General features: G+C 65.6%; 26 protein-coding genes. 11 read left to right on the top strand and 15 right to left on the bottom strand.

Translation table 11 applies throughout. The features are described from left to right. Nucleotides 1-346 precede the first annotated feature (346 nt). Nucleotides 347-1,093, bottom strand: coding sequence for a hypothetical protein (locus ACWGSK_RS21135; RefSeq protein WP_452456546.1), 747 nt, complete (start codon nt 1,091-1,093; stop codon nt 347-349). Nucleotides 1,094-1,616: 523 nt separating this feature from the next. Between ACWGSK_RS21135 and ACWGSK_RS21130 the strand changes: the two genes are divergently transcribed. Then, a complete protein-coding gene (locus tag ACWGSK_RS21130; protein ID WP_452456610.1) occupies nt 1,617-2,939 on the top strand; it encodes a hypothetical protein in 1,323 nt (440 codons plus the stop codon). Here ACWGSK_RS21130 and ACWGSK_RS21125 read toward each other — a convergent pair. The 7 genes from ACWGSK_RS21125 to ACWGSK_RS21095 form a co-directional block, all read right to left on the bottom strand. Continuing rightward, nucleotides 2,933-3,829 carry a phosphotransferase enzyme family protein gene (locus ACWGSK_RS21125; protein ID WP_452456545.1) on the bottom strand — a complete coding sequence of 299 codons (897 nt, stop codon included), beginning with the start codon at nt 3,827-3,829 and terminating at the stop codon, nt 2,933-2,935. The two genes, ACWGSK_RS21130 and ACWGSK_RS21125, sit on opposite strands and share 7 nt — an antisense overlap. An 80-nt stretch (nt 3,830-3,909) precedes the next feature. After that, complete coding sequence (locus ACWGSK_RS21120; RefSeq protein WP_452456544.1) at nt 3,910-4,584, bottom strand: HIT domain-containing protein; 675 nt, start codon at nt 4,582-4,584, stop codon at nt 3,910-3,912. A gap of 13 nt (nt 4,585-4,597) precedes the next feature. Then, complete coding sequence (locus tag ACWGSK_RS21115; RefSeq protein ID WP_452456543.1) at nt 4,598-5,530, bottom strand: DUF2797 domain-containing protein; 933 nt, start codon at nt 5,528-5,530, stop codon at nt 4,598-4,600. Continuing rightward, nucleotides 5,527-6,558, bottom strand: a complete 1,032-nt coding sequence (locus ACWGSK_RS21110) for a hypothetical protein (RefSeq protein ID WP_452456542.1) — start codon at nt 6,556-6,558, stop codon at nt 5,527-5,529. The genes ACWGSK_RS21115 and ACWGSK_RS21110 overlap by 4 nt, the downstream gene beginning before the upstream one ends. Continuing rightward, nucleotides 6,555-7,214 carry a thymidylate kinase gene (locus ACWGSK_RS21105; RefSeq protein ID WP_452456541.1) on the bottom strand — a complete coding sequence of 220 codons (660 nt, stop codon included), beginning with the start codon at nt 7,212-7,214 and terminating at the stop codon, nt 6,555-6,557. Before ACWGSK_RS21105 ends, ACWGSK_RS21110 begins: the two co-directional genes overlap by 4 nt. Further along, nucleotides 7,207-8,103: a hypothetical protein gene (locus ACWGSK_RS21100; protein WP_452456540.1), complete on the bottom strand. Its 897-nt coding sequence runs from the start codon at nt 8,101-8,103 to the stop codon at nt 7,207-7,209. The genes ACWGSK_RS21105 and ACWGSK_RS21100 overlap by 8 nt, the downstream gene beginning before the upstream one ends. Then, nucleotides 8,100-8,795: a pyruvate phosphate dikinase gene (locus tag ACWGSK_RS21095; protein ID WP_452456539.1), complete on the bottom strand. Its 696-nt coding sequence runs from the start codon at nt 8,793-8,795 to the stop codon at nt 8,100-8,102. The genes ACWGSK_RS21100 and ACWGSK_RS21095 overlap by 4 nt, the downstream gene beginning before the upstream one ends. Nucleotides 8,796-9,018: 223 nt before the next feature. Here ACWGSK_RS21095 and ACWGSK_RS21090 point away from each other — a divergent pair, with 223 nt between their 5' ends. Both ACWGSK_RS21090 and ACWGSK_RS21085 read left to right on the top strand, forming a co-directional pair. After that, a complete protein-coding gene (locus ACWGSK_RS21090; protein WP_452456538.1) occupies nt 9,019-10,878 on the top strand; it encodes a serine/threonine-protein kinase in 1,860 nt (619 codons plus the stop codon). Nucleotides 10,879-10,885: 7 nt separating this feature from the next. After that, nucleotides 10,886-12,523, top strand: coding sequence for a serine/threonine-protein kinase (locus ACWGSK_RS21085; protein ID WP_452456537.1), 1,638 nt, complete (start codon nt 10,886-10,888; stop codon nt 12,521-12,523). Nucleotides 12,524-13,318: 795 nt separating this feature from the next. Here the strand turns inward: ACWGSK_RS21085 and ACWGSK_RS21080 are convergent. Beyond that, complete coding sequence (locus tag ACWGSK_RS21080) at nt 13,319-13,591, bottom strand: hypothetical protein (protein WP_452456536.1); 273 nt, start codon at nt 13,589-13,591, stop codon at nt 13,319-13,321. Between the two features lie 404 nt (nt 13,592-13,995). Here ACWGSK_RS21080 and ACWGSK_RS21075 point away from each other — a divergent pair, with 404 nt between their 5' ends. Next, on the top strand, nt 13,996-15,186 hold the full coding sequence (locus tag ACWGSK_RS21075) for an MFS transporter (RefSeq protein WP_452456535.1): 1,191 nt from the start codon (nt 13,996-13,998) through the stop codon (nt 15,184-15,186). A gap of 255 nt (nt 15,187-15,441) precedes the next feature. On the opposite strand, the gene ACWGSK_RS21070 is transcribed toward ACWGSK_RS21075, so the two are convergent. Together ACWGSK_RS21070 and ACWGSK_RS21065 are read right to left on the bottom strand one after the other, a co-directional pair. After that, on the bottom strand, nt 15,442-15,621 hold the full coding sequence (locus ACWGSK_RS21070) for a hypothetical protein (RefSeq protein ID WP_358510049.1): 180 nt from the start codon (nt 15,619-15,621) through the stop codon (nt 15,442-15,444). A gap of 1,832 nt (nt 15,622-17,453) precedes the next feature. Beyond that, complete coding sequence (locus ACWGSK_RS21065) at nt 17,454-17,936, bottom strand: ATP-binding protein (protein WP_452456534.1); 483 nt, start codon at nt 17,934-17,936, stop codon at nt 17,454-17,456. A 186-nt stretch (nt 17,937-18,122) separates the two neighbouring features. On the opposite strand from ACWGSK_RS21065, the gene ACWGSK_RS21060 reads away from it, so the two are divergent. Together ACWGSK_RS21060 and ACWGSK_RS21055 are read left to right on the top strand one after the other, a co-directional pair. Continuing rightward, nucleotides 18,123-19,013, top strand: a complete 891-nt coding sequence (locus ACWGSK_RS21060) for a helix-turn-helix domain-containing protein (protein ID WP_358510055.1) — start codon at nt 18,123-18,125, stop codon at nt 19,011-19,013. A 13-nt stretch (nt 19,014-19,026) separates the two neighbouring features. Beyond that, on the top strand, nt 19,027-19,206 hold the full coding sequence (locus ACWGSK_RS21055) for a DUF397 domain-containing protein (protein WP_358510058.1): 180 nt from the start codon (nt 19,027-19,029) through the stop codon (nt 19,204-19,206). Nucleotides 19,207-19,537: 331 nt separating this feature from the next. Here the strand turns inward: ACWGSK_RS21055 and ACWGSK_RS21050 are convergent, their stop codons facing one another. Both ACWGSK_RS21050 and ACWGSK_RS21045 read right to left on the bottom strand, forming a co-directional pair. Beyond that, a complete protein-coding gene (locus tag ACWGSK_RS21050) occupies nt 19,538-19,741 on the bottom strand; it encodes a DUF397 domain-containing protein (RefSeq protein ID WP_358510061.1) in 204 nt (67 codons plus the stop codon). Then, nucleotides 19,738-20,583, bottom strand: a complete 846-nt coding sequence (locus ACWGSK_RS21045; protein ID WP_358510064.1) for a helix-turn-helix domain-containing protein — start codon at nt 20,581-20,583, stop codon at nt 19,738-19,740. The genes ACWGSK_RS21050 and ACWGSK_RS21045 overlap by 4 nt, the downstream gene beginning before the upstream one ends. A gap of 243 nt (nt 20,584-20,826) precedes the next feature. Here ACWGSK_RS21045 and ACWGSK_RS21040 point away from each other — a divergent pair, with 243 nt between their 5' ends. The 5 genes from ACWGSK_RS21040 to ACWGSK_RS21020 all read left to right on the top strand — a co-directional run bounded on the left by ACWGSK_RS21040 (nt 20,827) and on the right by ACWGSK_RS21020 (nt 24,587). Further along, nucleotides 20,827-21,294, top strand: a complete 468-nt coding sequence (locus tag ACWGSK_RS21040; RefSeq protein WP_358510093.1) for an ATP-binding protein — start codon at nt 20,827-20,829, stop codon at nt 21,292-21,294. A gap of 208 nt (nt 21,295-21,502) precedes the next feature. Next, the gene (locus ACWGSK_RS21035) at nt 21,503-21,664 is read left to right on the top strand and encodes a hypothetical protein (protein WP_452456533.1); all 162 of its coding nucleotides are present in this window, start codon (nt 21,503-21,505) and stop codon (nt 21,662-21,664) included. A 16-nt stretch (nt 21,665-21,680) separates the two neighbouring features. Next, nucleotides 21,681-22,865 (top strand): cupin domain-containing protein, encoded by a 1,185-nt coding sequence (locus tag ACWGSK_RS21030; RefSeq protein ID WP_358510070.1) that lies wholly within the window; start codon nt 21,681-21,683, stop codon nt 22,863-22,865. Next, on the top strand, nt 22,862-23,770 hold the full coding sequence (locus tag ACWGSK_RS21025) for an aldo/keto reductase (protein WP_358510073.1): 909 nt from the start codon (nt 22,862-22,864) through the stop codon (nt 23,768-23,770). Before ACWGSK_RS21030 ends, ACWGSK_RS21025 begins: the two co-directional genes overlap by 4 nt. Nucleotides 23,771-23,963: 193 nt before the next feature. Beyond that, a complete protein-coding gene (locus ACWGSK_RS21020; RefSeq protein WP_452456532.1) occupies nt 23,964-24,587 on the top strand; it encodes a phosphotransferase in 624 nt (207 codons plus the stop codon). A gap of 362 nt (nt 24,588-24,949) precedes the next feature. Here ACWGSK_RS21020 and ACWGSK_RS21015 read toward each other — a convergent pair whose 3' ends face one another. Both ACWGSK_RS21015 and ACWGSK_RS21010 read right to left on the bottom strand, forming a co-directional pair. Next, nucleotides 24,950-25,273, bottom strand: coding sequence for a helix-turn-helix domain-containing protein (locus tag ACWGSK_RS21015; protein ID WP_358510079.1), 324 nt, complete (start codon nt 25,271-25,273; stop codon nt 24,950-24,952). A 14-nt stretch (nt 25,274-25,287) separates the two neighbouring features. Continuing rightward, nucleotides 25,288-25,794: a flavoprotein gene (locus ACWGSK_RS21010; RefSeq protein WP_358510082.1), complete on the bottom strand. Its 507-nt coding sequence runs from the start codon at nt 25,792-25,794 to the stop codon at nt 25,288-25,290. Nucleotides 25,795-25,987 lie beyond the last annotated feature (193 nt).

The raw sequence follows: 25,987 nt of genomic DNA, 5'->3' as shown, positions 1-25,987 counted from the left end.
AACGCAGATGCTCGCCCCAGCCCTGTCGGCGCTTGCGATGCCGCCCGCTATGCTTTTCCACGATCTCCTCCTGCTGTATTCAGGTGGGGATTAAGCCCCGGCCCGGTGTTCGCAGCACCGCGTCGGGGTGTCTCCACTTCTTTCTTCTTCATCAAGGTGTGGCCTGGTCAGGTGTCGATGGCCCCGAGGTCGTACGCCACCCGGAACCGCACTTTCCGCCCACGCCACATGAAGGGCACAAAAGCCCCATAACCTGCGAAGAATGCGCAGTTCCCGCAGGGCTGGTCGATGTTCGCTTGGGTGAGCGAGGTTCTTCAAGCCCGCACGAAAAAAGGGGCAGATTTCCTCAGCCCAGCGCCAACGTCGCCGTGCGGTCCGGGGACGGCGCCTGTTCCACCCTGGCTTTGTGCACACGACCCTTGATGAGGTCTCCGCTGACACCGAACTCCCGACCCAGAGCCGCGTAGGACTCCCCCGCTTCGAAGCGGGCCAGTAGCTCGCTGTTGGGCACCCCCAACTCCTTGGGAGGACGGTGGCCCTGTCGGGACACCACGCCTGCGGCCCTGCGCTTCAAGGCCCGCTGTTTGCGCAACCGCACCAGGTACATCACGTTCCGGTGCCGCGCCCCGGAACGGTCATAGCCCCACATCCTGGAGGGGGTCTCGCCCTCGTGCCACAGAGCGAAGAACGCCCGCCTGGCCCGCCCCAACGTCCGGGTGAAGGTCACCGCGTCCATGTTCACCGCACGCTCGGCTTGGCGGCGGTCGTCGTGTTCGGCCATCGCGGTCAACACCTGGCGGTGGGTCGGGGTGAGGGCGGTCCAGATCTGGGCCAGGGCGATGCGGTCCACCAGCAGGTCCTCGTGGGAGTGGGCGGGCGCCGAGGCGCTGGTCCAGTAGCGCACGAAGGCTCGGGAGACCAGCGCCTTGTCCTTTCCCCCCAAACCGTGGGCTTTGCGGTCCTGATAGTGCTGGGCCTTCATCGCCTTCCACCCGATGGCGATCAGCTCGGTCTCCTCCGGACGGATCACCGCCAGATGCAGATGCTCGGCGATCGCCTCCCACGCGGTCTCGGCGCGGTGGACCATCTCCATGCCGTTCACCCACCGGCACTCCCGCGCCGCCCACACTGCCAACCGCACCACCTGGAATGCCGTGTAGCCATGCCCGACCAGGTCATCAGCCCTGGGACGAGGCAACAACGGCCCGAACTCATTCGAGCCGCCTGGCGCTCTCGAAGCACGCTTGGTGAGGCTGCAGTCGTCCGCTTCGGGGGAATCGGGCTCTGTTCTCGTGTTTGGCGGGGAATCGCAGTGTCTGCCGATGTCGGTGCTGTGTGGACTTCTCGCCGTTACTGGGCCGGTATCGGACGTTGTCGCTGGGGTCATAGGGCCACTGTCCGGAGAAACCGCTGACATCCCCATGACGGCGCGGGCATGGTGGTTATGACAAGCCGGTCATGGCGGACCTGGAGTCGGCGCCCGTAGTCTTCTGTGCCATCCACCCGCCCCGAGATTTCGAGTGGAAGGCACCCCCGTGTTCTGCGGAAACTGTGGTCGATGCCGTGACAGCGGCGACTGCTCGTGTGTGCCCGCGCGGTTCTGGCGCATCCCCCAAGTGCGGCGGGCCGCGGCCGAGGAAGACGCCAACTCCTTGATCCGCCTGCTGCTTCGCCACACCGAGCTGGCTCAGGACGCCATCGCGCGGATGTGCGACCTGTCCCAGACGATGGTCTCGCGAGTCCTGAGCGGCCAGCGGCAACTGCGTAAGCAGGAGACCGTCCAACGGGTAGTCGAGGGCATCACGCACGGATACGACATCCCCACCCCCATTATGGAGCGCGTCCCAGCGGAACTGGGTCTGGCTCTCAACAGCTCCGCACGGCAGACCGCCGACGTCCTGGGGCAGGTGGCCAACGTGGATGTGGAGGACATCCCCGGGGTGGAGCAGCAGCCACCGGCCTCGGCGGTCAGTTCCGCGGTACTTTCCTGGCTGGTGTCAGGACCCGTTTCCGGTCGGGTCAAGGCTCACGTCGCAGAGGGACCGGTCGCGGCGATCCGCAACGCGTCGGCGACGTTCTCCGCGTTGGACAACCGCTTCGGTGGTGACAACGCACGAGCGGCGGCGGTGCGCTACCTCAACGACACGGTGGTTCCGCTGCTTCGGGAGTCCCATTCGGAGAAGGCTGGCCGGACCCTATTCGCGGTGTCCTCGGAGTTCGTGCTCTCACTGGCGTGGATGTCCTACGATGCCCAGCGCAATGGAGCCGCCCGCCGCTACTTCGTTCAGGCCTTGGACCTGGCCGCGCACGCGGGCGACCGGCTGCTCGGGGCGAGTGTGCTCTCAGCGATGAGTCACCAGGCCAACTACGTCGGTGCGCACGCCGAGGCGCGGGATCTGGCCCGGGCGGCGTTGACCGGTGCCGGAGAGCAGGCAACGCAGACGATGCGGGCGCAGTTCCTGATGATGGAGGCGCGTGCCCACGCCTCCGGGCAGGACAAGTCCGCGTGTTTCCAGGCGATGAGCGAGGCGGAGCGGGCTTTCGGTCGGCGTGACCCAGGGTCCGATCCGGGGTGGATCGGCTACTTCGACCATGCGGAGTACTCCGACGAGGTCGCCCACTGCCATCGCGACCTGGGCCATGCTCATGTGGCGCGGCGGTTGGCGGAGCAGAGCCTGGCCTCCTCGGTCGGGGAGGAGTACGCGCGCAGCCGGGTCTTCACCCGTCTGGTGTTGGCGGCGGCCGTGCTGGGTCAGGGTGAGGTCGAGGAGGCCTGCCATCTGGGCTCCGTGGTGGTGCCGCAGGTGCGGGCGACGTCCTCGGCGCGGTGTGTGGGCTACCTCGACGCGTTCGCCCGGAGTGTGCGGCCCTATCACGGGCAGCCGATGGTGGACCGGTTCCTGAATCAGGCTCGGGCCGTGGTGTCGGCTGCTCAGTAGGGGTTCCACTCCCGTGGGCGTCGGGGGTCGGCCAGGTCGCTGATGCGCCGGTCGATTTCGGCGTCGATCTCGGGGTTTTCCCTACCCTTCTGGGCGATCCAGGTAGTCATGCGCAGTTCCCGAATCTGCTTGTAGAGGGGGTAGCCCTCCCAGGCGGTGACGTCGAACCCGTAGGCCTCGCAGAAGTCGGCGTACTCGGCTTCGCTGTGCCAGCCCAGGTCCCGGTAGAGGGCGGTCAGGACCAGGTCCCACTCGGGCGGTCCCCAGCAGATCCCGTCCAGGTCGAAGAGCACGACCCCATGCGGGGTGGCCAGGATGTTGCCGATGTTGGCGTCGCCGTGGATGACGTGGGTACCCAGCACCGGTTTCGTGGTCGGGAGGCGGGCAGCCAGGTCGCGATGGACCTCGCGCAGCTGGTCGCGTTGGGTGGGGCTGAGGCCGAGGGCGGTGTCGATGCGTTCGGCCACTCGGTCGAAGGGGTCCAGGTCGGGGAGCTTGAGGGTGAGTGGTGGGGTGAGGCTGTGCAGAGTGTGCAGGAGCCCGGCCAACTCCCGAGGTACGGTCCACTCCCCTTGAACCCCCTCCCAGAGGGTGACGACGGTGCCTTCGGCCAGGACGGGTTGCTCACCGAGCAGGGGGCGGCTCACGGGTAGGCCCTGTTCGGCCAGCCATCGGGCGGCCCGCACCTCCCGGTCGGCCTCCACCCACCTGGCCGCGGAGCGTTCGACTCGGGCGATGACAACTCCCTCGTGCAGGCGGAACACCGCCCGTTCCCCCATCCGGATGAGTTCGGGCCCTTCGTGAGCCGAAGTCTCGGGGACGCCCAAGGCCTGGGTGGCGGTGTGGACGGCGCGCAGGGCGTGCTCGGTGAAATCCTCGGTGTGGGCCACGCGTCCCAGACTATGTCGGGGCCACGTGTCCACCCCGTGCCCGGATGAAGCACTTCGTGGTGAGGGGTGGACGGGGTGGGTCACCTGGTGGTGAGGGCCGTGCTCATGCGGTGGACTCGGTCGGTTTGGGGGAAGGTGAGCCAGTCCCACTCCCCTTCTTCGGCCCCCATCCAGGTGGCCAGGCAGCGGCGGAAGAACTGGGAGGGTGCTCCGGTGGCGGTGCCGATCCAGTCCTGGTCGGGTGTGCCCAGGGCGAGGTAGGAGCGTTGTGTCTCCTCCACCAGTCGGCGAGAGGCGCTGATCCAGTCCGCGCAGGGCCCCATGGTGACCGGTGCCGGGATGTGGTCAAGGAAGCGCTGGTGGTCGCGGTCGGTGGCCACGACGTGGATGTGGGTGTGGTCGTAGCAGGCCCCGCCCTTGTCTCGGAAGTCGAGGCTGCCGTGTTCGAAGATGAGGCTGTCCAGGCCGCTGCGTTCTCGGATGAGTTCGGTGACCTGGGGAATCAGTTCGCGAAGGTCGGCGTGTTCGGCCTCGTCCAGCCAGCCCACGGACAGGGTGTGGCGTTTGGAGACGATGAGCAGGTACCAGTCGGTGAGTGCGCCGATGCAGGGCATGACGACGAAGTGTTCGCTCTCCAGGAGCACGTAGTCGGCGCGGGTGCGGGCCAAGCCGAGGTCGTAGAAGAGGTTGGAGTCGTCGCCGCCTTCCACCTCGCAGCAGAAGGTACAGATCTCGCTCAGGGTGGTCTCGTGCACGGGGTCCTCCGGGTTAGAACAGGGTGGGCGCGGCGGTGGGAGCGTCCTCGGCGGTGGCCGGGGCGAGGGATCGGCCGATGAGCCTGCTCAGGTCGGCGCAGTGGCGGGGCGCGTCGAGTTCGGGGTCGGTGGAGAACACGGCGACGGGGCCGGCTGCCCCGGTGATGTGCATTCGGTGGGTGCCCTGGGTGAGGCCGTCGGGGTAGGCGAGGACGGGGGCGGATTCGAAGACGGTGGTGGAGCAGGCGGGTCGTACCCAGGGTTCAGGGGCGGCGAGTACTTCGGTGCCGGGCTGTTCGTCGGCGATCTTGTTCAGGTAGGGGGTGACCTGGGCTGCGAGGCCGGTCAGCTTCGTGATGAGGGCGGTGGTGTCGATGCTGTTCTGGAGGCCGAGGACCTTGCGTCGGGACTGGACCTGTTGGGGCAGTGCGAAGTGCTGGGAGACGGCGGACTCCAGGGTGCGGACCGTGGCCCCGTCCTTGGTACGGGCCAGGTAGAGGGCGGCGACGGGTCCCTGCTCGGCCAGTCGGCTGCGGCGGCGTGAGTCGGCGGCGGTGCCGACCTTGGTCGTGCCGTTGGCGAAGACGTCGAGGTAGAGCCAGTGCGGCTGCTGGAGGTAGTCGCGGATGTTCTCGGGCAGCGCGTCGGGGGTGCGGTGGGCTTGGTGGGCGGCGATGAACCCCTCCTTGTACTGGCAGCGTCGGCACTGTTTGCCCCGGGTGACGACCTCGTCGGTGCGGCAGCGCACGTGCCTGCCCTCGGGTCCGGTGAGGTCGAACCAGCCGATGCAGCGGCGCTCTTCCCCTTCGACCCGGAAGGTGTGTTCGCCCAGGAGGGGGTGGAGCAGGCTGTTTTCGGAGTGGTCGGGGTCGGTGGTGCGGAGGCGCGGGGTGTCGGTGTCGCTCCAGTCCAGGCCGAGAAGGGTGACGGGTGCGGTCGGGTTCATGCCAGGCTCCGGTGCAGGATCGTTTCGATGTGGTGCAGGCAACGGCGGCGCCGGGTGGCGACCGGGGTGCTGCGTTCGGCGTACAGGCCGTGCTCGTGGGTGCCGTTGAGGTTGTCGGTGACGATATGCAGGTAGTCGAAGGGCACCTGGGCGGTGGCCGCGGCGAGGGCCATGTGGCCGATCTCGGGGTCCACCACGTCGAAGTGTGCACGGTTTTGCTCGAGCCAGGTGCGGGTTTCATCCAGGACGCTGGGGACCGTGATGTGCCGGGCCCGGTCGTGCAGTCCGGGCAGTGTGGGGTCGAGGTCCAGGGCGCTCTTCCAGGAGAGGGGGTGGCCCTTCACCTGGCTGGTGGTACCGGTGACGATGACGGTGTTGGGTTCCATGTCGGGCTGGAGGCCGCCGAGTTTGCCCACGTAGAGCACGCCTGAGGTGTGGCCGCGGGCGATCAGGGCGGTGACCAGGTCACCGGCGAGGTCACCCCAGAAGCTGAACTCGCACCCCAACAGGAGCACGGTGAAGTTGCCGACGCGGACGGTGCGCCAGCCAAAGCCCGGGCGGTGGTTCCAGCCGGGGCTGGAGGCGGGTGGTCGGGTGAGGAGGGGTTCGACGTAGCCGAGGATCGCCAAGTCGTGTGCGGGCAGGTTTCGTGGGAGCCAGTGGTCGACGAAGGCCAGCCCTTGTCCGGGGACGGGGTGCTCAACGGTGATCTCGGCCGGTAGGTCCGTCATGGCGCAGGCCGCGCGTAGAAGCTCCGCGTAGTGGTGGGTGTAGTCCTGGCCGGGAGGGACGACGCAGTGCAGGACTCCGTCGGCGAGGGTGAAGTGGGGGCGGCGCCAGTTGAAGCGTTTGCCCACGCGTTTGTCACCGCCGAGAAGGAAGCTCAGGGAGCGGTTGGGGTAGACCCATATCCGTCCACGAGCGGCGGTGAGCAGGTCCAAGGGGATCTTGGGGAGGACGTAGTCCGGGAGGCGATCGCCCATGGTGTGTTCGCTGGCCAGGACGGCGCTGGTAGCGGTGGTGTTCACGCGTTGACCTCTCCACGCAGGAGGGGCAGGAGATCCGTTTCGTCTGCGGTGCTGGGCAGGGTGTGGACCAGTGCCGGATGTGCGCCGAGCAGTTCCTCCAGGGCGCGGGCAGTACAGGTCTGGTAGTCGGTGAAGTCGTCCGTGGAGGTCGTGGCTCGCTTGGTGGTGAAAGCGCCGTGTTCGGAGGGTTTGGAGGTTCCAGCCCTGCGGGTGGTGGCCACCTCCGCCGTGGTGGTGAGCAGGACGATCCGGTCAGGCTGTGGCAGGGCAGAGAACACGTCTTCGGCCTGGGACACGAGACGATCGTCGCCGGACAGGGTCATGCGGGCCTGGTGTTTGAAGTACCAGCCGTCGACCACCACCGGCCGGGCCCGGTCAAGTGCGGGTGCCACGTGGGCGTGGTGGAACAGCGTGTACCAGGCCATCAGGGAGTGCAGCCAGTAGTGCGCCGGGTAGTCCCAGACCGGTTCAGCGTGGTCGTAACCCCAGGTGAGGTCGTGCAGGAGGGCAAGGCGCCGGTCCAGCCATGTGTTCCCGGTTCGGGGCGGGTGGTCCTTGCGCAGGGCGGTGACTTGGGAGGTGGCAGTGGTCAGGTGGGACAGCAGGTGGCTCTTGCCCGCGCCATCGATGCCCTCAATCGTCCAGAACTCAGCCATGGGCGCTCCTGACGGTGATTCCGGCTTCGCGAAGGTTGATGGCCAGGTGTGAGAGCAGGCCTGAGCGCAGGTACACCTCTCGGGTTCCGGTCTGGTGGAGTCGGTCGATGAACGTGGCCAGGCGGGCGTGCTCCTCGCGGGCGACGGACACGTCGAGCAGAACGGGACCGTCGGGTAGGGGTGCGTCGGTCGAGGAGAGCGGGGCCGTGTTGATCGGAGGTGCGGGGGTGTCTTGTTGCCAGGTGTCAGGCTCGGGCACACTGCTGCGGATATTCTGGGCGGAGAGTCCGTAGCGGCTGGAGTGGTGCAGCTTGAGACCGAACGGATGACCCAGGTCGTCGCGAAGGGCGGACAGGTGGCGGCGGTGTTCACGAACCCATGCCACGAGGGTGGCGATCTGCCAGTCATCAACGCGGGCCGGTCGTTGTCGGGTTCCGTGGTGGGGGTCGTGGAAGCGAGCCGTCTGGAGACGGGTGTCCGGGACGGTGAGTTCGAGGCCATCGTCCTTGAACACCAGGACGGCGGGGGTCAGGCGGCTGTCCAGCTCCCAGATTCCGGGGACGATCTCGGCCACCACCACTGACTCGTAGACCGCGAGTTCGACAGAGAAGAGCACCTGCTCGTATGGCTGCACCAGTACAGACAGCCCCGGAGTGAGATCAATGATCCACTTCGCCGCGGCTGCGGGTGTGGCGCCGACCAGGCGAGGCAGGTTCCGCTCCTCGGAGATGGCCGCGGTGCGCACCACCAGGAGTCGGTACTCGCCGAAACTCTCGCGCAAAGCCCGAGTACTCATCTGGTGCGGTCGCCGCACGACACGGATCGGTACGCGCAGTAGCCCGTGGGCTTCGAGGGCGTTGACGGCCTCGATCTTGTCCCCATCGCTCATGAGGCCCGCTCCAGGGCAGCACGTGTGATCGGGCGGACCTGGAGCACCAGGACGGTCGCGCCGGTCCAGGCCCACTCCACGTCGACATCGAACCCGAAGTGGGTGCTGAGCTGTAGGCACAGGGGGTGGAGCTGCGCGGTGAGGGCGAGGCTCGGGACCTGCTCGAGGCCGGTCGATGCCCTGAACCGGCGGGCGTCACGCCGAGCTCGCATACGCAACGGCATCCCGGCGGTGGCTCCGTCCGGGTATGGGGATGCTTCGACCAGCAGGCGGTCCTGGCTGAGGAAGGCCACACCGTACAGGGTTGCTGCCACCTGTTCCTGAACCAGGACGCATCCACCCGATTCAGCTTCCAGGTCCTCCTGTGTGAACAGGTCCTGGTCGATGACTCGAGCCAGTGCGGAGGCGTCGGGCGGACAGTTCAGCAGCGACAGCGACCGCCCCGCTCGGGCACACTTCAGCCCGTCCTCCAGGGCCGAGCTGGTACGAACCACGACTCGGCGGGGCCGGTAGAGCTCCAACCACGTGCGGAGTGAGGCGATCGCTTCGCTGGTTCCATGCGCCAGAGCCGCAGTACTGAGGCAGAGCCCCGGAGGCACGGGGAGCCCGAGGTCAGCGACCTGGCTCAGCCGCGCCGCCTTGTGACCCCACATGTCGGGGTCCAACCGCTGTGAGAGCAGGTCAGCGACCATTGCGCCACCTACTCTCGACGCGGATCGTCAACCCGAAGGCTGCTTCCTTGAATCCATCCATGCGCCCACTGTGGCCAGCACAGAGGGGCCATCCCATGACCAGCCAGTCATAGATTCACCAACGTGGGGCAGCGGCTCCATCGTGAGTGACGGGAGGCGATCCCGGCACACACCGAGTAGTCCGCGTGACACGGAATAGTACAATTCCGGTGCTGCTCTGCCGGTGCTCCCCAGTGACAACACGATCCCTTCTACGCCTACCCCACCAGCCTCAAGGTGTCCCCCTGTGCGACCCCCCGACACAGTCATCCCTCCCCCCGGCGTCCTCCCTCGCACCTCCGAGGACCCCACACGCCTGGGCCCATACCGGATCATCGGCCGTCTGGGGGCCGGAGGCATGGGCGTGGTCTATGCGGCGGTCGACCGCGCCGACCGCCCGCTGGCGGTCAAACTCGTCCGCGCCGAGTACGCGGCCGATCCCGATTTTCGGGAGCGCTTCGCACGCGAAGTGCGTATGGTCCGCCGTGTCCGCGGTACCTGCCTGCCCACGTTCCTGAACGCCGACGTCACCGCTCGGCGACCCTGGCTAGCGACCGAGTACGTGCCCGGCCCCACCCTGCGCACGTATGTCACCGAAAACGGCCCGCTGACCGGCGAAGCCCTGATCGCGTTCGCCGCCGGTCTGGCCGAAGCACTCTCCTCTATCCACGCGGCCGATGTGGTCCACCGAGACCTCAAACCCGGCAACGTCCTTCTGAGCCCCAACGGCCCCAAAGTGCTCGACTTCGGTATCGCCCGAGCCCTGGAGGAAACCGCGCTCACCCGTACCGGTGGACTCTTCGGTACCCCTGGCTGGGTCTCACCCGAACGCTATGGCGGCGCGGCGCCGGACGCGGCGAGCGACATGTTCGCCTGGGGAGGCCTGGTGCTGTTGGCCGCCACCGCACGTTCACCCTTCGGCCGTGGCGACGCCGCCGAACTCGCACGCCGGGCTCTGGAGGAGGAACCCGACCTCACCGGTGTCCCTGACTTCCTCTTGCCGTGGGTGCGCGGCGCGCTGGCCAAGGATCCCGCCGCACGTCCCACCGCTGCCCAGATTCTGGCCGGTCTGGCCCCAGCTCCGCCAGAAGGCGACACCACACAGGTCCTGACCCGGATGTTGGGCCGTGACTGGCAGGTCGGAGCGATCCAGGACACCTCCGTGTGGGGGCAGGTCGCGCCCCGCCGTGCGCGTCGCATGCCTCGCTTTGCGGCCGCTGCGGCAGCCGTCGTCGTAACGGCCTCCCTGGGCTGGTTCGCCGGAAACCAGCTCTCCCCCTCGCCGGATCCACCCGATGTCACTGGTGAACAGCCTTCGGAGGCCGCAGAACCGCAAGCGCTCTCGGGGATCACCCACGGCGGCCCCAACCTGGTCGAAGGCGTCAGCGAGGAGGTCCGCGAGGACCTTACCGGTGTGTCCGTCCGTGCGCCGTCAGCCAACATCCTTGATGTGGCCACCACGACAGACACCCCCGTGCCCCCTGGCACCAACGAGTACTCCCGTTTCCTCGACGGAATGGAGGACGAGATCCACATCGTCATGCTCGGCACAGAACGTGTCACGGAGGGGCTGCGTATTCACGGACGTGTGGATCTCCTGCGTGAGGAGGGTGACTTCGTCCTGCACTCCAACGACTTCACTGTCGCCCGTATGCGCTGTTTCCAGGCGGGTTCGAATCCCCTCTGCGCCGATCTGGACTCGGGCGCCGATTTCATCAACTCCCGTGGGGACACTTTCGACACCTATCCCCTCGCTGATGAGGAGGTCCTGGCGATCCTTACTTCCGAGCAACCCAGTCAGGAGTTCTCCTTGACCGTGCTCGATCCACCATCGGTCAGCGAGCTCTACTACACTCTCACGGCCGACGACTTGTGGGGGTCCGACCGAAGAGTGAACCGCTCGGGCCCGGGGCGGGACCCCTTCGAGGAGAGCCTGTGCATCGACGCGGAGGCTCCCGCCTGGGCCGAGTACACCAAGTACACCTCCGGCGGCTACCACTGCGCGGAACCGGACATGAGCCTGCCCGAGAGCTACAACCGATAGGGAAACCGTGCGGCGACTGACCAAGGACGACCCGAAGGAACTGGGCGAATACCGCCTTCAGGGCCGTATCGGTGAGGGCGGCATGGGTGTCGTCTACGCGGGGGTGCGGGCGGGTGATGGTCGGGTGGCGCTCAAGGTCGTTCACGACGGTATGGCCGCTGATCCGGAGTTCCGTGCCCGCTTCCGCCGGGAAGTCGCTCTGGTGGGCCGGATACGTAGCCCTTTCCTCCCGCTCTTCCACGGGGCTGACCCCGACGCTGCGCGACCGTGGCTGGCCACCTCGTTGGAATCGGGGCCAACACTGGCCCGGTATCTGCGCGCTGTCGGGCCTTTGAGCGCGGACATGGTCGTGGCGCTGGCCGTTGGCGTCGCGGAGGCTCTGCGTGCGATCCATGCGGCGGGGGTGGTGCACCGTGATCTCAAACCGGGCAATGTGATCCTGTCAGCGAAGGGGCCCAAGGTCCTGGACCTGGGTATCGCCCGCGCAGTGGAGGGCGAGGATCTGACCGCCACGGGGATGCTGGTGGGTACGCCGGGATGGATCAGTCCCGAGCAGTTCCACGGGCACCCCGCCACCCCTGCCTCGGATCTGTACGCGTGGGCACACCTGGTGGTGTTCGCTGCCACCAGTCGGTCACCACTGGCGGTCACCGCCTCTCCCGACCAGGTCACCGCGCACACGTCGGGGGTGCCTCCCATCCTGGTTCCGCTCGTGACAGCCGCCCTGTCAGCGGACCCGACCCAGCGGCCGACCGCCAAAGACGTCCTGCGCAACACCCACGGGGGCGGCGGGGATCCCACCCCCGCGAGCACGTTGCGCCTGATGGAACGAGTCTGGACGCCTCCTCCCCGGCGCGCCAGCCGCGACCGGCGTCCGCGTCGACAGGTCCTAGCCCTCGCTTCTGCTGTGGCCGCAGTGATTCTTGTGTGCGGTGGCCTGGGTCTGTTCGTGCTCGGCCCGGACAGATCCGGTCAGGCTGCGTTGGAGGAAGGCTCTCAGGACGAAATCGGCTCGGATGAGAGCACCCGGACGGTGCCGAACGCTTACGAGGAAGGCGAGGCCTGGCCCTGGGGCCTGGCCACCGACTCCGCAGAAAGCGACGGGTGGTCCTCCCGTGTCGAAATCACCCGAGTGGACGCCGAAGTGGCCGATCTGCTCTCGGACCGTGAGGAGGGCGAGGAGTATGCCCGCTTCGAGCAGTCTGACGACAAGGGCAATGTAGTGGCGCTTGCCTTGTTCGACGCGATGGCGACGCCGAACGGTGTCGAGTTCGGCGGCTACCTCCTCGCGGAGGGCGACGAACCGCCGACCGTCACCTCGTCCTCGCTGTCCGCCCACGGAGCTGAGGGGTGGGCACCGCCACTACACGCTTTGGAGGTGGTACCCCGCGCAGGCGAGGCGGTGCTACTGCGCTTCGCGCTCGGAGAACATACGGTGTGGGACGGCATGGACCCGTCAGTCACCGGTTTTCAGCCCTACCAGTTGGTCACCTTCCAGGGCGCCGACTACCAGGAAGAGGGAACAGGACCTCCACCGGTGAGTGTGTGTTACGTGCCTGGTGAGCGAGTTCCCAGCGACGACTATTGGGTGCCGCGCTACGGTCCTGGCGAGGGCTTCTCCACTAACTTCAGCGACTGCCTGTAGTCAGCGTTCGTCACGCGAAATCGCATCGTGCGACCTGACAAGTCTCCACCTCACGAGAGACTCGCGAGGGCGAAATCGGGCTTCGCTCCCTGTTGTGTGCTCCGTTTGTGCTCCGCAGTTTTGGACCGGGGCGTCAGCGGGCGGCACGGCGCGGCACAGAACGGCATCCGGATTCGGATAGCGCGGGACGCAACGGTACGTAGCGGCTCGTCACGATACGTAACCATGGAACTTCTAATCCGACGGTCGCAGGTTCGAATCCTGCCGGGTGCGCCACAAAACCCCAGGTCAGAGGGGGTAAGCGAGGACCTCAGTCGAGGTCCTCGCGGCATTTGGGGGCGATGTGTGCTCCTGGTGCGCTCCCCAGTACAAGGTGAGTGCAGGTGGGGGTCCACCTCCCGAAGCGCTTGGCCTGCGCGTAACCCAACGACCCCGCTTTCGGATGGACCTACACGCCTACCAGCGCCCCCCGAAACCGCACCGATGCGCGCCCCACGACCGCTCACGGCATCCGGAACACAACGACAGACCGCAACCTGGTGACCACGTAGCCGAACGAACTGGTGTTGGCAGCATCCCCGCAGCGGCGCCCTGAAAGTCATCGTGTTTCCTCGACTCGCGACACTCTACAGTGGCACACGAGATCATACGGTGATTTCGGCCCACATCCCCCAAGTAAGGTGCCGCATGCGCTCTTCTTCGAGTGGAGCTCGAACCTTTCTGGACAATAAATTCGCATCCTCCACCTCATCCCTACTGCTTGTTCTCTTCTTGATTTCCTCCCCTTCGCCTGCGTCAACAGAGGAAGAAAACGAAGCCCCTCCTACGCACAGCCTGCTGGAGCACGCCGAGGAGTATTTCCAAGAGAACCCGCCGAGCACGGATCCCACTCCGGTTTCTGATTTCGGTGATGCGGACAAACTTATGCCCGCCTGGGCAGAGGATATGATCAGCACAGATGATCTGGTCCGCCACAGGCACCTTTCCGCCTACGACCCGGGTGAGATTGCCGACGAATACGTCTCTGGCGATGGCACTGACCTTGACAACCCTCCTATAGCCGTTCATTCCGAGTCAAGCCGAAGCAACCAGTGCAGATGCCCGAGAATAGGTACCGGGTGAGTTGGCACCTGGCCCACCGGAGGGATTTGACCAAAACGAGTTCTCCACGTTGGAATCCGGAAGTGACTTTGGGGAAACTGACAGGTCGTCGATTTTATCTGGCGACCGGACCGAGCACCGAATGCATCTTCACAACCTCATGACGAATGGAAAGACTCACCACACGCTTCTACGCAAGCTTCGAGCACCTGCAAGCAACCAAATATCCGAGAATTGGTCTGAAATTCCAAAGTGTCGCCATTTTAGTTGTGTCCGACTTGACTACCACTGAGTCCTTTGGTGCAACCATCACGAGAACTGGCATACGGTGAAACACATTCGCCCCCTCGAGGCAGAACGGCACGATTCCGATGAACGGTGAGGGACTTCTTCAAAATCGACATTTTCGAATCTTTTTTGTCGGCTGTCTCGTATCGCTAGCGGGACGATCGATGACGCCGGTAGCACTGGCCTTCGGCGTACTACAGAAGGATGGCGGACAGCAGGCTCTGGGATATGTCCTAGCGGCACAGATGATCCCGCTGATTCTCCTAACGCTCGTCGGAGGAGCTGTAGCTGATCGGCTCGACCGTAGCAAGGTTCTGCGGTGGTCCAACGCTACAACCGGCCTGACACAGATATGTGTAGCCGGTTTACTGATCAGCCCCGTTTCGATCTACGCAGTATTGCCCGTGGCCGTTCTTAATGGTTCCGCAGGAGCCTTCACAACTCCCGCACTACGCGGAATTCTTCCTGAGATAGTACCGTCGGACCAAGTGATGCGAGCCAACTCGCTCCTGAAGACCGCCCGAAATTGCGCACACATCGGAGGGCCCGTTGTAGCGGGACTATTGGTTGCAGCTTCGAGTGGCAGTCTGGCCCTGGCGATCGACGGCTTGGCCTTCCTGTTCGCCGCATGGATGATGGGGCAGATCAACCTTGGTCCACCACAATCCACCAAAGAAGGGACATCACTCCTACACGACCTGAAAGAGGGTTGGTCGTACTTTTCGAGCACTACGTGGATCTGGACAGTCACGACCGCGTTCCTATTAATGAATATTTTGCAAACCGGCATTTGGCAAATACTCGGTCCCATCCTTGCTTCTGAATCAATCGGAGCATCAGGGTGGGGATTAGTCCTCAGCGCTAAGGCCGTCGGCCTGGTAATAGCAAGCGTGTATCTCATCCGCTTCGCAAGTCAGCGAAGAGTTGTCTCGGCACTGGCTGTCATGAGCTTGGCGGGCCTCCCTCTGTTTGCGCTCGGAATCACACAAAATCTGCCTCTTCTGGCCATCTTCGCCTTCATTGGAGGGCTGGCTGCCGCCTACTTTGGAATTGTGTGGGACACGGCGCTGCAAACTCAAGTTCCCAATGCGATGCTCTCTCGTGTGGCGGCCTACGACGATCTAGGAGCATACATCGGGATTCCGCTTGCTCAGATGACGGCGGTGGCCATTGGAGCCACGGTTGGTAACCAGACCGTCGCAGTCGTAGGCGGAGTTCTCTTCGCCGTGGCCGCCCTCCTCCCCGTAACCAGTCGATCTGTCCGCCGCAAGTAACTTTCGCGGTATTCGCTGCCGCTGGAGCAATGTCAGGCTCGTTCGGTGAAGTAACACGACATATCCTGCGGACAGATTCCGGGCGACCAACACAGGACTTGAATATCCGGCAGAGGAGAACCCGGCCAGGGGACCTTTGATCCGATGGTCGGCCGACCCCTGACCTGAGGAAACCCCAGGCCAGGTGGGGTGCACCCTCAGCCTCGCCTGTGTTTGAAGGCCCTGTGGTGCTCCTGGTGTGCTCCCCTGAACCGGCTACCGCACCAGGGCCAGGTTGCTCACCTCAGCCGGAGCCGCTGCACCGCGTAGCAGCGCGGCAGTCGCCCCGGCCTCCGTCGTCGCCGTATGCGGGAACACGCTCTGGCAGGTGTGCTGTGTGAAGTACGTGCTGGAGCGCCCCAACCCGCCCGAGGCCACCTGTACAGCCGAACCCACGGCCAACACCTCAAGGCAAGCCCACGCAGCGCGAGGATCCAACACCCACACTCGAACTCGCCCTGACGCTCAAGCGCCTTGACCAACACCCTCTGCCTGGCCTCCCCACCCCGACACCGCCCGATACGGGCGCTATGCCCTTTTCGATGGCCGTGGCCACCACTGGCCCCGTGGGGCGCTGGCCACAGGGGTGCCGGGGCCGGGGTGTTTGGGGCGACAGCGGGGCGCTGGTGGCCCCACACCGCCCCACGATCCGAACAGGGCGGGAACCGCCCGGCCCCGGCACCCCACGCCAACCCCGAGCCCGGGGACCACGGCCCCGGACATGAAGCGCCCCAGGCCTCGCGCTCACTCCGCGCCGCTATTCCTCACATCCAAGAATACATCTTTGGCCACTCAATTCTTTATCAGAGAATCGAGCGCAAACAAGGATGAACCGATCAGGCCCCCACTTAGACTGCGGCCGAAGCATGCACCCTTGAACACCTAGAAGAATTGAGTCATGCGTGAACACTCAAGGAGCGAAGAAGGGGCAGAGGGGCGGGCTGGGGAGGGACCAGAAGGGGGCGCATGGGGCGAGTGGCCAAGGGGCCACCGCCGGGGGCCGCCGCCCCCTACGTGAAGGTGACTACCCACTGGGTATAAGTCTGGACGTGAGTCACACCCCTAAAATCGGCCCTGACCTGCGATAATGAGTGTTTCAGGGGGGTCCACAGGGCGGGAGGGGTCGTTGGAGTGATCGGTGGAGGGTGCGTTGGAGTACTGATTCACTGGCTCTCACAGGCCCCTCAACACAGACCTGGGTCCGAGGACTTCGAGTGTGGGACGACCTGGAGAACCCTCCTTGAATCGGATGATGGGTTTCGTTTCTTCGATCATTTCCAGCACGACAGTGTGGTGTCGATTCGTCGAAGAAACACCCTCACAAGTTTTCTTCGGAATTCGTCATCTTGAGCACTACTGCCATCCCCCACCGCCCTCGTACGCCGCACTCAGCCCGTGCGGGTGACCACCGAGTGGATCTCACTCACCGGCACCGCGTCGGTCGACGACGTCGACAGGCCCCCACGACCCCGCCATCTCCAGTACTGGCGGACCAGGCCATCACAACAGGGCCGCCCCTGGAAGGGAACGGCCCTGGACGCTTCTGTGCGAGGTCAGGCCACGGGCTGCCGCAGCGCCTGCCACTGACGCACCACTGCGGCCAAGTCACTCATATCAAGAGGCAGCTCAGCACCACCCACTCCTGTGGCCCCGGGAACCGTGCCCTCTCGGCGGGGTGCCGGTGACACCGGCTTCGCGCGACGCCGGACATGCTGGTTCTTCTCGTGCACGGCCAGGTAGAGGCGCACGCCGCGCACCCCGTCATCGTCCTCACACCACCCGTGTCGACCCGTGTACAACTCCCGCCGGTGGGGCGGACCAGCCGTGTGCGGGTCCGTGTGCGCTTCCCCAGCACGGGGCCGAGGAACCTTCACCCGCACCTGGCCCACAACCCTGTCCAGGTCAGGTTCACGGCCTCCATCCGGACGCCACGCTGACAGTGGTGGACGGACCTCGACCGCGAGTCGAGCACTGCGCCCGGTAGGGCTGCAGAACAAGACGGCGAGCACCACCCCGAGGGCCCAACGCAGATGTGCACCCCAGCCCTGTCGGCGCTTGCGGTGTCGCCCGCTATGCTTTTCCACGATCTCCTCCTGCTCATCCGGGGGTTTTCAAGCCCCGGCCGGTGTTGCCTCACCAGCCGGGGCACCTCATCTCGTCTGGTTCGTGAAGACCACGGGCGACATCGGCCCTGAAGAGCCGAGCTGCACTTCCCGTCGTCATCCGGCTCAGATCACGGGCATCGTGGGCACGGGAAGCCGGCGACGGGCACGCTCCTCGACTAGGCCGCGCACCTCTGGGGCGTTGAGTTCGGCCCCATCGCAGTCCACCGCGAACCACACCCGCTTGCCCTGGCCACAGCGGTAGACCCCGCACACCTGCCGGGTGAAGGCCTGGATGAGAGCCAGTCCCCGCCCGTGCTCGGTCAGGAGCCCCACCAGTTCCCCGCTCTCGGGGAAGCACGGGAGGGTCGGTTCGGCGTCGTACACCTCGATCACTCCGCAATGCCCCGACCGTGCCCACACCTCCACCCCGACCTCGGGTCGGCCGTGCACCAGCGCGTTGGTGAACGCCTCGCTTACCGCCAGTCGGGCCACGCCTCGCCCGGCCTCACCGATCTCGGCCGTTGCCAACGCCTGGTCGACCAGCGCTCGCGCGAGCCCCACGTCCGCCGCCCTCGGACGCCTCCACGTGCACATGACCCCGCTCATCCAGCACCACCTCGTCTGTTCGCTTCTGAACCCGTGTCACCTCTGAATCGGCACCGCAGGTCTCCCACCGGTTCGGCTATCGATCTGCGGTAGGTCCATATTGATTTGCAACAACGCAAATTACAAGCGCAGCAAGTTGATATGCGTACAATGAGTAACGATGCGTGCTTCTTTTTCAGTGGGAAGATGACAACGCCAGCACAGCGACGACAGGAGGTGGAGATGCCCGAGGGCACTCCGGTCCACGGTTCACCCGCCCGACGGCACTACCTGGTCAGCCGGCTCAAACGGCTACGCACCCAGACCGGGCTCTCCCAGGAGGAGGCCGCCGAGGCGATGGGCTGGCACAAGTCCAAGGTCTCCCGGATGGAGAACGGCAAGTGGAAACGGCTGAGCGGACCGGAGATCGACGCCCTGTGCCGCCTCTACAAGGCCCCTGACGAACTCCGCGAAGAGCTCGCCCACATCGCCAAGGCCGCCAGCCGCAACCGGTCCGCAGCCTGGTGGAACGCCTACGAGGACGTCCCCGGCGGTGCGTACTACCCGTTGGAGTACGAGGCCGAGCAGATCTTCGAATACACGCTCGGGCTGTTCGGCGGCCTGGCCCAACACCCCGACTACGTCCGGGCCCTCATGGAACGAGGCGCGGTGCCCGACGAAGCCGAACGCGAACGCAGGTTGGAAGCCCGTGTGGAGCGAACCCGCAGCATCCTGCGGCGTGAGGCTCCCCCGCAGATGTGGTGGGTGATCGACGAACCCGTCCTCACCTGCCAGATCGGTAGTAACAAGGTGATGCGCACCCAGCTCCAGCACCTCCTGGAGCTGAGCGAGCACCCCACGATCAACCTCCAAGTGCTCCCGCAGTCCGAGGGCATGAGCCTGAACTACGGCTTCTCCCTGCTGTGGATCGGCGACGACCGCGTGGGCCATGTGGACGTCCCACCCCAGGGGTTGCTGTTCGACGCCCAGGAGGATGTGCAACACCATGAACTCAGGTCCCAGCACCTGCGGGCCGCGGCCGCTTCCCCCGAACGCTCCCGCGACCTGATCCGTGCCCGGATCACCGAACTCCCCTGAGGAAGGTCCCCACATGAACGACAAGACGACGCCCTGGCACAAGTCGAGCTACAGCAACGAGCACGGAACCTGCGTGGAGGTTTCCGAAGGCCCCAGCACGCTGGTCCGCGACAACCAGAACCCCCACCTGGACGTACTGGGTTTCCCCACCCAGGCCTGGGCCGACTTCCTGTCCGGGATCAGAGCGAACTGACGCTGGAGCCACCCATTCCAGGTGTTCACGGAGGAAGAGAAGGTGCGCGCTGGGCGCCGTCCTGTCTCGGCCTCCGACGAGCTCGGGCAGGAGCGGGCGTACGCACCACCAGGGCTCGGTGAGTCCCCACCGGGACAGGGCCAGGCGGAGCTCGAGGTCGCGCCTGAAAAAGCCGATCCTGGAGGTTCGTCTGCACCGGAACGAAAGCAACCGACGGATGGGGAAAGCGGAGAGCTCGCCTCGCCTGCGAACACGCGGTCGCTCTCGTCGTTACGACACACGGAACAACGGAGCGCCCCGGATCAACGAGACTCCGGGGCGGTAGGTGCTGCTACGTGCGGCGATGGGCTTTCACGCCCTGCAGGAAGCCGACCCACTCCGGCGGGGCGAATCGAAGGTGGCCGAGGCCGGGGTGCTGCGAATCGCGAACATCCGTTCCTCGAGCGCCCTCACGGGCCTCCAAACAGTTGGTGCCCCCGTTGCTGTAACTGCTCTTATGCCAGTCCGTACCAGGTGACACCGGTGACTTGTTCATCGCTCCAACCTCTTTTGCTCATTACGGAGCCGCTCCACTTCTTCCCGGATCCTGGCGAGGGACTGCTCCGGGCTGCCGGCTACTCCTTGTAGCGCGGTGTAGGCCATCCGATAGTTGGCGACCTCCACCGTGTTGGTGATCACCTGTCCTTCACGGATGGACTCCGCAACGAGCACCTCCGGGATGTAATCCGTGGTAATCAGCTTAAAGGCTCCCGAATTACCGGGATGTCGAGGTTCCGAGGCGGGGACGATCTGGATGCTGACACGTTCACTTTCGGCGAGTGCCACCACGTGTTCCAGTTGCTCCCGCACGATCTCAGCGGAACCGTACCTTCGGCTGAGGATGGACTCGTCCAGGACCGCCCAGATGCGGGGCGTCGGGGCGGCAGCGATCTTGACCGCGCGTTCGGCACGTTCCCTGGCCCGTGCGTCTACCTCGTTGGACGGGAGCCAGGGGGCCGCGTACCTGATGAGTGCTCGGGCGTACTCCTGTGTCTGCATGTAGGCCGGGAAGACCATGATCTCGTACTCATAGACGGCCGCGGCGCTGTCGATCATCCCGGCGATCTCGAACTTCCAGATCTCACCGCCGGAACCGGTGAGCTCCTTCCAGAGGTGTTTCAGTTTTCCGGGAGCCAGGGCCTTGTCCAGGCCGTCGCGGAGTTGCGCGGAGGGCGTCACGAGCCCGCGTTCGAGGTCGGAGACCCCTGTCTTCGAGGAGCTCACCTTCTTGGCCAGCGAGGTCTGGGTGAATCCGGACTCCTTGCGCAACCGCCGCACCTCAGCCCCGTAGGCAATAAGAACCCTTTTGTCTGTTTTCGTGGTGTCGCTGGAGGGCATGTGCACAGCCTGTCTCAGAATTCCACTCAGCGTCGACTGATTCCCACAAGTTCCGCAGTGATCGCGATAGTTCCGGAGTACTGACAGGCATCTTTACCTGCGTAATTCCGCACCTCACCATGAGAATCCGAACCGACTCCGGAACTCTGAACTCAGAGCACGGCTAACGCAGGTGGTGGACCAGTGCACGCAGCGACGATCTCCGTACCCTCGACAGTGGTGACGCCTCGACTTCCCCGGCGTGTGCCCGGGTACTCCACCGGTCAGCTCTCCCGTTGTTCTGGTCGGCGTCACGCAGCCTGTTTCAGCTCGGCATCACCGGCCGTACGCGAAGCCCGCGCCTGGGTTCGCCACGTGACCGGGCTCCCGACCACCGAAGCGGACCTCCTCGAACTGCTGGTGGCTGAACTCACCGCCAACGCCTGTACGCACTCCGCTTCTGGGGACGAAGGCGGCTTTCTCACCCTGCAGGTGGCCTTCCTTGGAAACTCCGTGATCCGTATCGGTGTCCTGGACCAGGGGCCACGTCCCGGTTCGCGCCTGTGCTTCCCCTCCGTCCAGGTCTCCGAAGCCGACGCGGAAGACGGCCGAGGCCTGGCCCTCGTGCAGGGAATCAGCCGACGCTTCGGGGTACTCGGCAGCATCGGCGAACCGCTCACCGTGTGGGCGGTGGTGCACCGCTCCGACCTGCGCGCCACAGCCGCGCTGTGACCAGGCGTGGCCGTGCAGTGAACCAGTCTCGGGAAACACCCTCCCCTCGGGTGTGCCCCGACCCGTCACACCCTTCCAACCTGCTCGCTCACCACATCCCGGGATTGAGCACCGATGTTCACCAAGCCATGCGTACTTCTTCCCCCGGCACGCGCACCTCCCCTGCGTCTACCCGAACACGTCACAACCACAACGAAGGAGAAACAGCATGACCCTTGTCAACACGCACGCCCCCGTCTCGACTCCCCCAACCGCTGTGGACGACCTGCTGGTGTCGGTGGAGGAGATCGCCACCCTGCGCTCGCGTGGCGACCAGCCCTCCGACGGTGGCGGTACCGGCCGCTCCGACACCAACGACGGCTTCCACTAGGAACTGAGGCACAATCTTGTCCGCTGACCTGATCAGCGGCCGTCTGGGCGGGGACTCGTTCCCCGCCCAGGTGCTCGGCCGCCACCACCGGCGCTACCCCGCCCCCGACAACGCCACCGACGTCTTCACGCACCTGCTCACCTGGCAGGACCTGAACCGGCTCCTGGCAACCCAACGCCTGAACAGCCCTCGCCTGCGCCTGTCCGCTGGAGAGAGCATCGACGTGGGCCGCTATACACAGCGGCGCCGCTACCGACGCATGCCGGACTGGGACGCTCCCGCCCCCCACCTGTTCCACCAACAGCTCCGCGAGGGCGCGACGCTGGTGGTGGACGCGATCGACGAGATGCACTCGCCCATCGGTGAGACGGTCTCCGGTCTGGAGTCCTGGCTGGGCACCGGAATCCAGACCAACGCCTACGCCTCCTGGACACCCAGGGAGGGGTTCGGCATCCATTGGGACGACCATGACGTGCTCGTGTTCCAGGTTGCGGGGCGCAAACGGTGGCGCATCTACGGAACCACCCGGACCGCCCCCTTGCACAACGACGTCGAGTTCGAGGAGGCCGCTCCCACCGTCCCCATCGACGAGTTCGTCATGGCACCCGGCGACATCCTCCATGTCCCCCGAGGCTGTTGGCACGCGGTCGCCGCCTCCGAAGGCGAACCCAGCCTCCACCTGACCTGCGGGCTGAACACTACAACCGGAGCCGACTTCCTCACCTGGCTGACCGCCGGCATGGTCGAACACGACGAGGTCCGCACCGACGTCCCGCGTGACCCCCGCCAGTTCTCGAACTGGTCCTACCGAATGTCCGAGCTCATCACCGCCCGGTTCCAGGACCCGGACGTGGTGCGCGCGTACTGGGGGCGACAGAACGAGACCGCCACGGCTCGCGCGGCGTTCAGCCTGCCCATCGCCGTAACCGGAGAGCTCACCGATTCCACTCGGCTGCGCCTGGCGACCAAGCGAGGCACCCTGAGCATGACCGGGGGCAGCCTCACCTATCTCGCTCAGGGACGACGCTGGACATTCGCCGCCCAGGTCTTCCCGCTGCTCTCCCATCTGGACGAACAGCACAGCGCCACGGTGAAGGAACTGTGCCGGCTCGACCCCGGCATCCCACGGGAGACCCTCGTCGGCCTTCTCCGCAGGCTGTTGGAGGACGGTGCCCTTGTCTGGGAAGGCGAAGAAGGATGACCTTGCTCGGCCTGGGCACCTACCGCAGCCGCGATGCCGTCACCTCGGCGAGCATCGCGGCTGCGGCCGGGTGTCCCCTCATCGATACGGCCCCGGTCTACGGGGACGGAACCCACCAGGCATCCATCGCGCCCGTACTCGCGGCACACCCGCACATGCGGATCGCCACCAAAGTCGGTCACATGACGACCAACCAGGCTTGGGCGGCACTGTCCAGCGGGGTGATCTCCGAAGCCGACGCCTTGCGGCGACACAGCATCACCCCGGACTACGTGACCCATCAGGTGGCGATGTCTCGGGCAGAGTTGCAACGCAGGAGTCTGGATCTGGTGTACCTCCACAGCCCCGAACACCGCACCGGAGATCGGGAAGCTTTGCACGCCGGCATCCGGCGTGCGTTCTTCGCTCTGGAAGAAGAACGGGACGCGGGTACTCTGCTCGGCTACGGCATCGCCACGTGGAGCGGATTCAGCGAAGACATGTTCACCGTCCCTGAGCTGTTGCGACTCGCGCGGGAAGCGGCGGGTGGGTCTCGAACAGGCCTGTCCGCCATCCAGTTGCCCGTGTCCATGGTGGAGGTCGAACCCCTCCGTGAAGCTCTGATCCAACAGGGCCCCATCCCTGCGGCTGAGCAGGCAGGATTGGAGGTGTGGGGGTCCGCTCCGCTCCACGGTGGGGACCTCATCCCACACATCAATGACCGTCTGGCCGACTACGTCTCCTCCGGTTCCACAGGCGCGCAGGCCGCTCTCAAAGTCGCCGCCTCAACACCAGGACTCACCGGCCTGCTGGTCAGCACCACCCAGGCCGGACACTGGTACGAGGCTGCCGACGTGGCCGCTTCCCACCCGTTGTCTCCGCTCCGACTCAAGGAGATCTGTGACCTCCTCGCCTCCGTCCCCTGACCTGATCCCTCGATGGCACCATGCAGCTCGCGCTCTCAGTGTCGCGGTCGATCCCGGAGCCGAGCTGCGCGGAGGGGTGGTCGGGAGAACGATCAGCGGGCCGGTCTCCTTCAAAGGTGTCCCCGCCTGGTTGCGGCTGAACAGCGCACCTCGACCAGGCGGGAAACGGTGGGAGGGCCCCGGACTCGCAGACGTGTTGTTGGACGAGGCGATACCGCGTCCAGCACTGCTCGGTGAGCACGCATGGACCGAAAAGCGTGCCGATCAGGCATTCCAGGCTCAGCTATGGGAACACCTCAAAGGACAGGTGCTGTCGGAGTTCCCCTACTTGACCGGTCCTCCCCCTGTGTCCGGCCGCTGGTGGCGAGAACTGCGCAATGGCATGGACCAGCTCCGTGAAACTCCGACCTCACTCGGCCGCCAGGTCATGACACAGGAGTTCATCAACCGCATCCCCCGGTTCATCCCCGAACTGGCGGGAAGGGACCTGACCGTGCCGAAGTGGGAGACAGCTCATGGAGATCTACACTGGGCGAACCTCACCTCAGACCCGCTGGAGATCATCGACTGGGAAGGGTGGGGCCTCGCCCCCGCCGGGTACGACGCCGCCGTCCTGCACGCTTACGCACTGCCCCGGCCGGAGACGGCCAAGAAGGTTCGCAACGCCTTTGCCGACGTGCTGAACACGCCCAGCGGCCGGCTCGCCCAACTCGTGATCGCAGCCGAGATCATCCAAGCCGCAGAGCGCGACACCGTACACAAGCGTCTGGAACCCGACGTACGTCAGCACCTGACCAAAATGCTGGCCCAAAGCTGAGAACAGCACCTCATGACCGCTGTCGAGACGAAATTGCCCGTCCTCCCACTCGGACCCGTATACGCCGCTCTGCGGGCCAGGAAGGCCCTCACACCAGGGTGAGCACTCGATACACCGCTACGACCGTGAAGGCATCGACGCTTTCGCCGCGTTCGATCACCCTCACCACGGGAGACGTGGCCACGATGTACTGGAGGGTGGCGTTGACCGTGAACGGTCAGATGTACGGGTTCTCGTCCACGTACTCCGCGGCGTGGATCGCCCACGGCGTGCTCACACCGAAACCCTGCGCCGATTCCAAGAATCAGTGGAGCGGTCTCGAGGGATATGATACGTGACGGGTACGTTCAGCCCCCCCGGGTTCAACCCAAGCGTTCGAATGCGGAATAAGTCCAACGCTGGGGAAGGGTGGAGTAGCGCATCATGGCCCGCTCGATCGCGCGGGCGGCGTCGTAGCGCATGTCGGTGACCGCCTCGGTTTCGGTTCCGGTCAACTCGGTCAGGTCCAGGCGCAGGACGCGGGCCAGGCGGATGAGGATCTCGTGGGAGTCCACCGACAAGATGCCACGTTCGACCTGGGAGAGCCAGGACTCGGAGCGTCCCACGAGTCCGGCGAGCACGCTCTGGGAGTAGCCGTGCCGTCGTCGGGCGCGTTTGATCGTCTGGCCTCGAGTGACGGGGTCCACGCTGTGCCTTTCGGTCAGAGCCGGTTGACGGTGTCGATGACCTGCTGCCAGGAGGGCAGACGGTCCTCATAGGGGGCGTCGGGGTCGTGAAGGACGGTGACCGGCTCCATTGCGCGCAGCGTTTCCAGGGAGCGGACGAAGGCCGGGTGGGTGGCGAGCTGGGGTTTGCAGTGCGGCACCACCACGGTGGGTACCCCGTATCCGACCATCTCGCACAGCAAGGCGATCGCGAAGTTGTCCGCCAGCCCCTGGGCGAACTTGTTCGTGGAGTTGAAGGTCAGCGGACAGGCCAACACCACATCGGCGGGAGGAAGGGGTTTGCCCTGGCCAGGCATCCGGAACGCCACGCGCACCGGTTCGCCTGTCAGTTCCGCCAACTGGTCCTGATCGTGGAAGTCCGCGCCCGTGGGGGTGGACAACACCGTCACCTGCCAACCGTGGCTGTGCAGGGCTTGGACCAGCTCGGTCGCCCCTTCCGGCGCGGGGGCTCCGGACAACACCAGATACAGGGTTCTCGGCATGAGCTCGAGTCTAGAGGCGGGCCGTGCTGGCGAGCCGCCACTTCTCGACCCTCAGATGAGGGATGGTAGCGAGTGACGGGAGGCGATCCCGGCACACAACACTGGTGGCCGCTCAGACGCCGGAGGTTTCGCCTGCGTTGCTACCTCGCAGAAGCGATGAGGACAGCTCGTCGCGCTAGGTCCACTTCTGTTG

The organism is Nocardiopsis sp. NPDC055551, assembly GCF_053619415.1.
Note: the sequence above shows the minus strand (reverse complement) of the source record. Positions and strands in the feature narration are given on the sequence as shown.

Excerpts from the sequence above, each read along its gene's own strand:
- ACWGSK_RS21010 (WP_358510082.1), bottom strand. The coding sequence starts at position 25,794 with ATGCCGAGAACCCTGTATCTGGTGTTGTCCGGAGCCCCCGCGCCGGAA.
- ACWGSK_RS21100 (WP_452456540.1), bottom strand. The coding sequence starts at position 8,103 with ATGAGCGATGGGGACAAGATCGAGGCCGTCAACGCCCTCGAAGCCCAC.
- ACWGSK_RS21080 (WP_452456536.1), bottom strand. The coding sequence starts at position 13,591 with ATGAACGGCTATAGGAGGGTTGTCAAGGTCAGTGCCATCGCCAGAGAC.
- ACWGSK_RS21065 (WP_452456534.1), bottom strand. The coding sequence starts at position 17,936 with ATGAGCGGGGTCATGTGCACGTGGAGGCGTCCGAGGGCGGCGGACGTG.
- ACWGSK_RS21050 (WP_358510061.1), bottom strand. The coding sequence starts at position 19,741 with ATGAACAAGTCACCGGTGTCACCTGGTACGGACTGGCATAAGAGCAGT.
- ACWGSK_RS21025 (WP_358510073.1), top strand. The coding sequence starts at position 22,862 with ATGACCTTGCTCGGCCTGGGCACCTACCGCAGCCGCGATGCCGTCACC.
- ACWGSK_RS21075 (WP_452456535.1), top strand. The coding sequence starts at position 13,996 with ATGAACGGTGAGGGACTTCTTCAAAATCGACATTTTCGAATCTTTTTT.
- ACWGSK_RS21060 (WP_358510055.1), top strand. The coding sequence starts at position 18,123 with ATGACAACGCCAGCACAGCGACGACAGGAGGTGGAGATGCCCGAGGGC.
- ACWGSK_RS21135 (WP_452456546.1), bottom strand. The coding sequence starts at position 1,093 with ATGGAGATGGTCCACCGCGCCGAGACCGCGTGGGAGGCGATCGCCGAG.
- ACWGSK_RS21105 (WP_452456541.1), bottom strand. The coding sequence starts at position 7,214 with ATGGCTGAGTTCTGGACGATTGAGGGCATCGATGGCGCGGGCAAGAGC.
- ACWGSK_RS21045 (WP_358510064.1), bottom strand. The coding sequence starts at position 20,583 with ATGCCCTCCAGCGACACCACGAAAACAGACAAAAGGGTTCTTATTGCC.
- ACWGSK_RS21095 (WP_452456539.1), bottom strand. The coding sequence starts at position 8,795 with ATGGTCGCTGACCTGCTCTCACAGCGGTTGGACCCCGACATGTGGGGT.
- ACWGSK_RS21055 (WP_358510058.1), top strand. The coding sequence starts at position 19,027 with ATGAACGACAAGACGACGCCCTGGCACAAGTCGAGCTACAGCAACGAG.
- ACWGSK_RS21115 (WP_452456543.1), bottom strand. The coding sequence starts at position 5,530 with ATGAACCCGACCGCACCCGTCACCCTTCTCGGCCTGGACTGGAGCGAC.
- ACWGSK_RS21035 (WP_452456533.1), top strand. The coding sequence starts at position 21,503 with ATGACCCTTGTCAACACGCACGCCCCCGTCTCGACTCCCCCAACCGCT.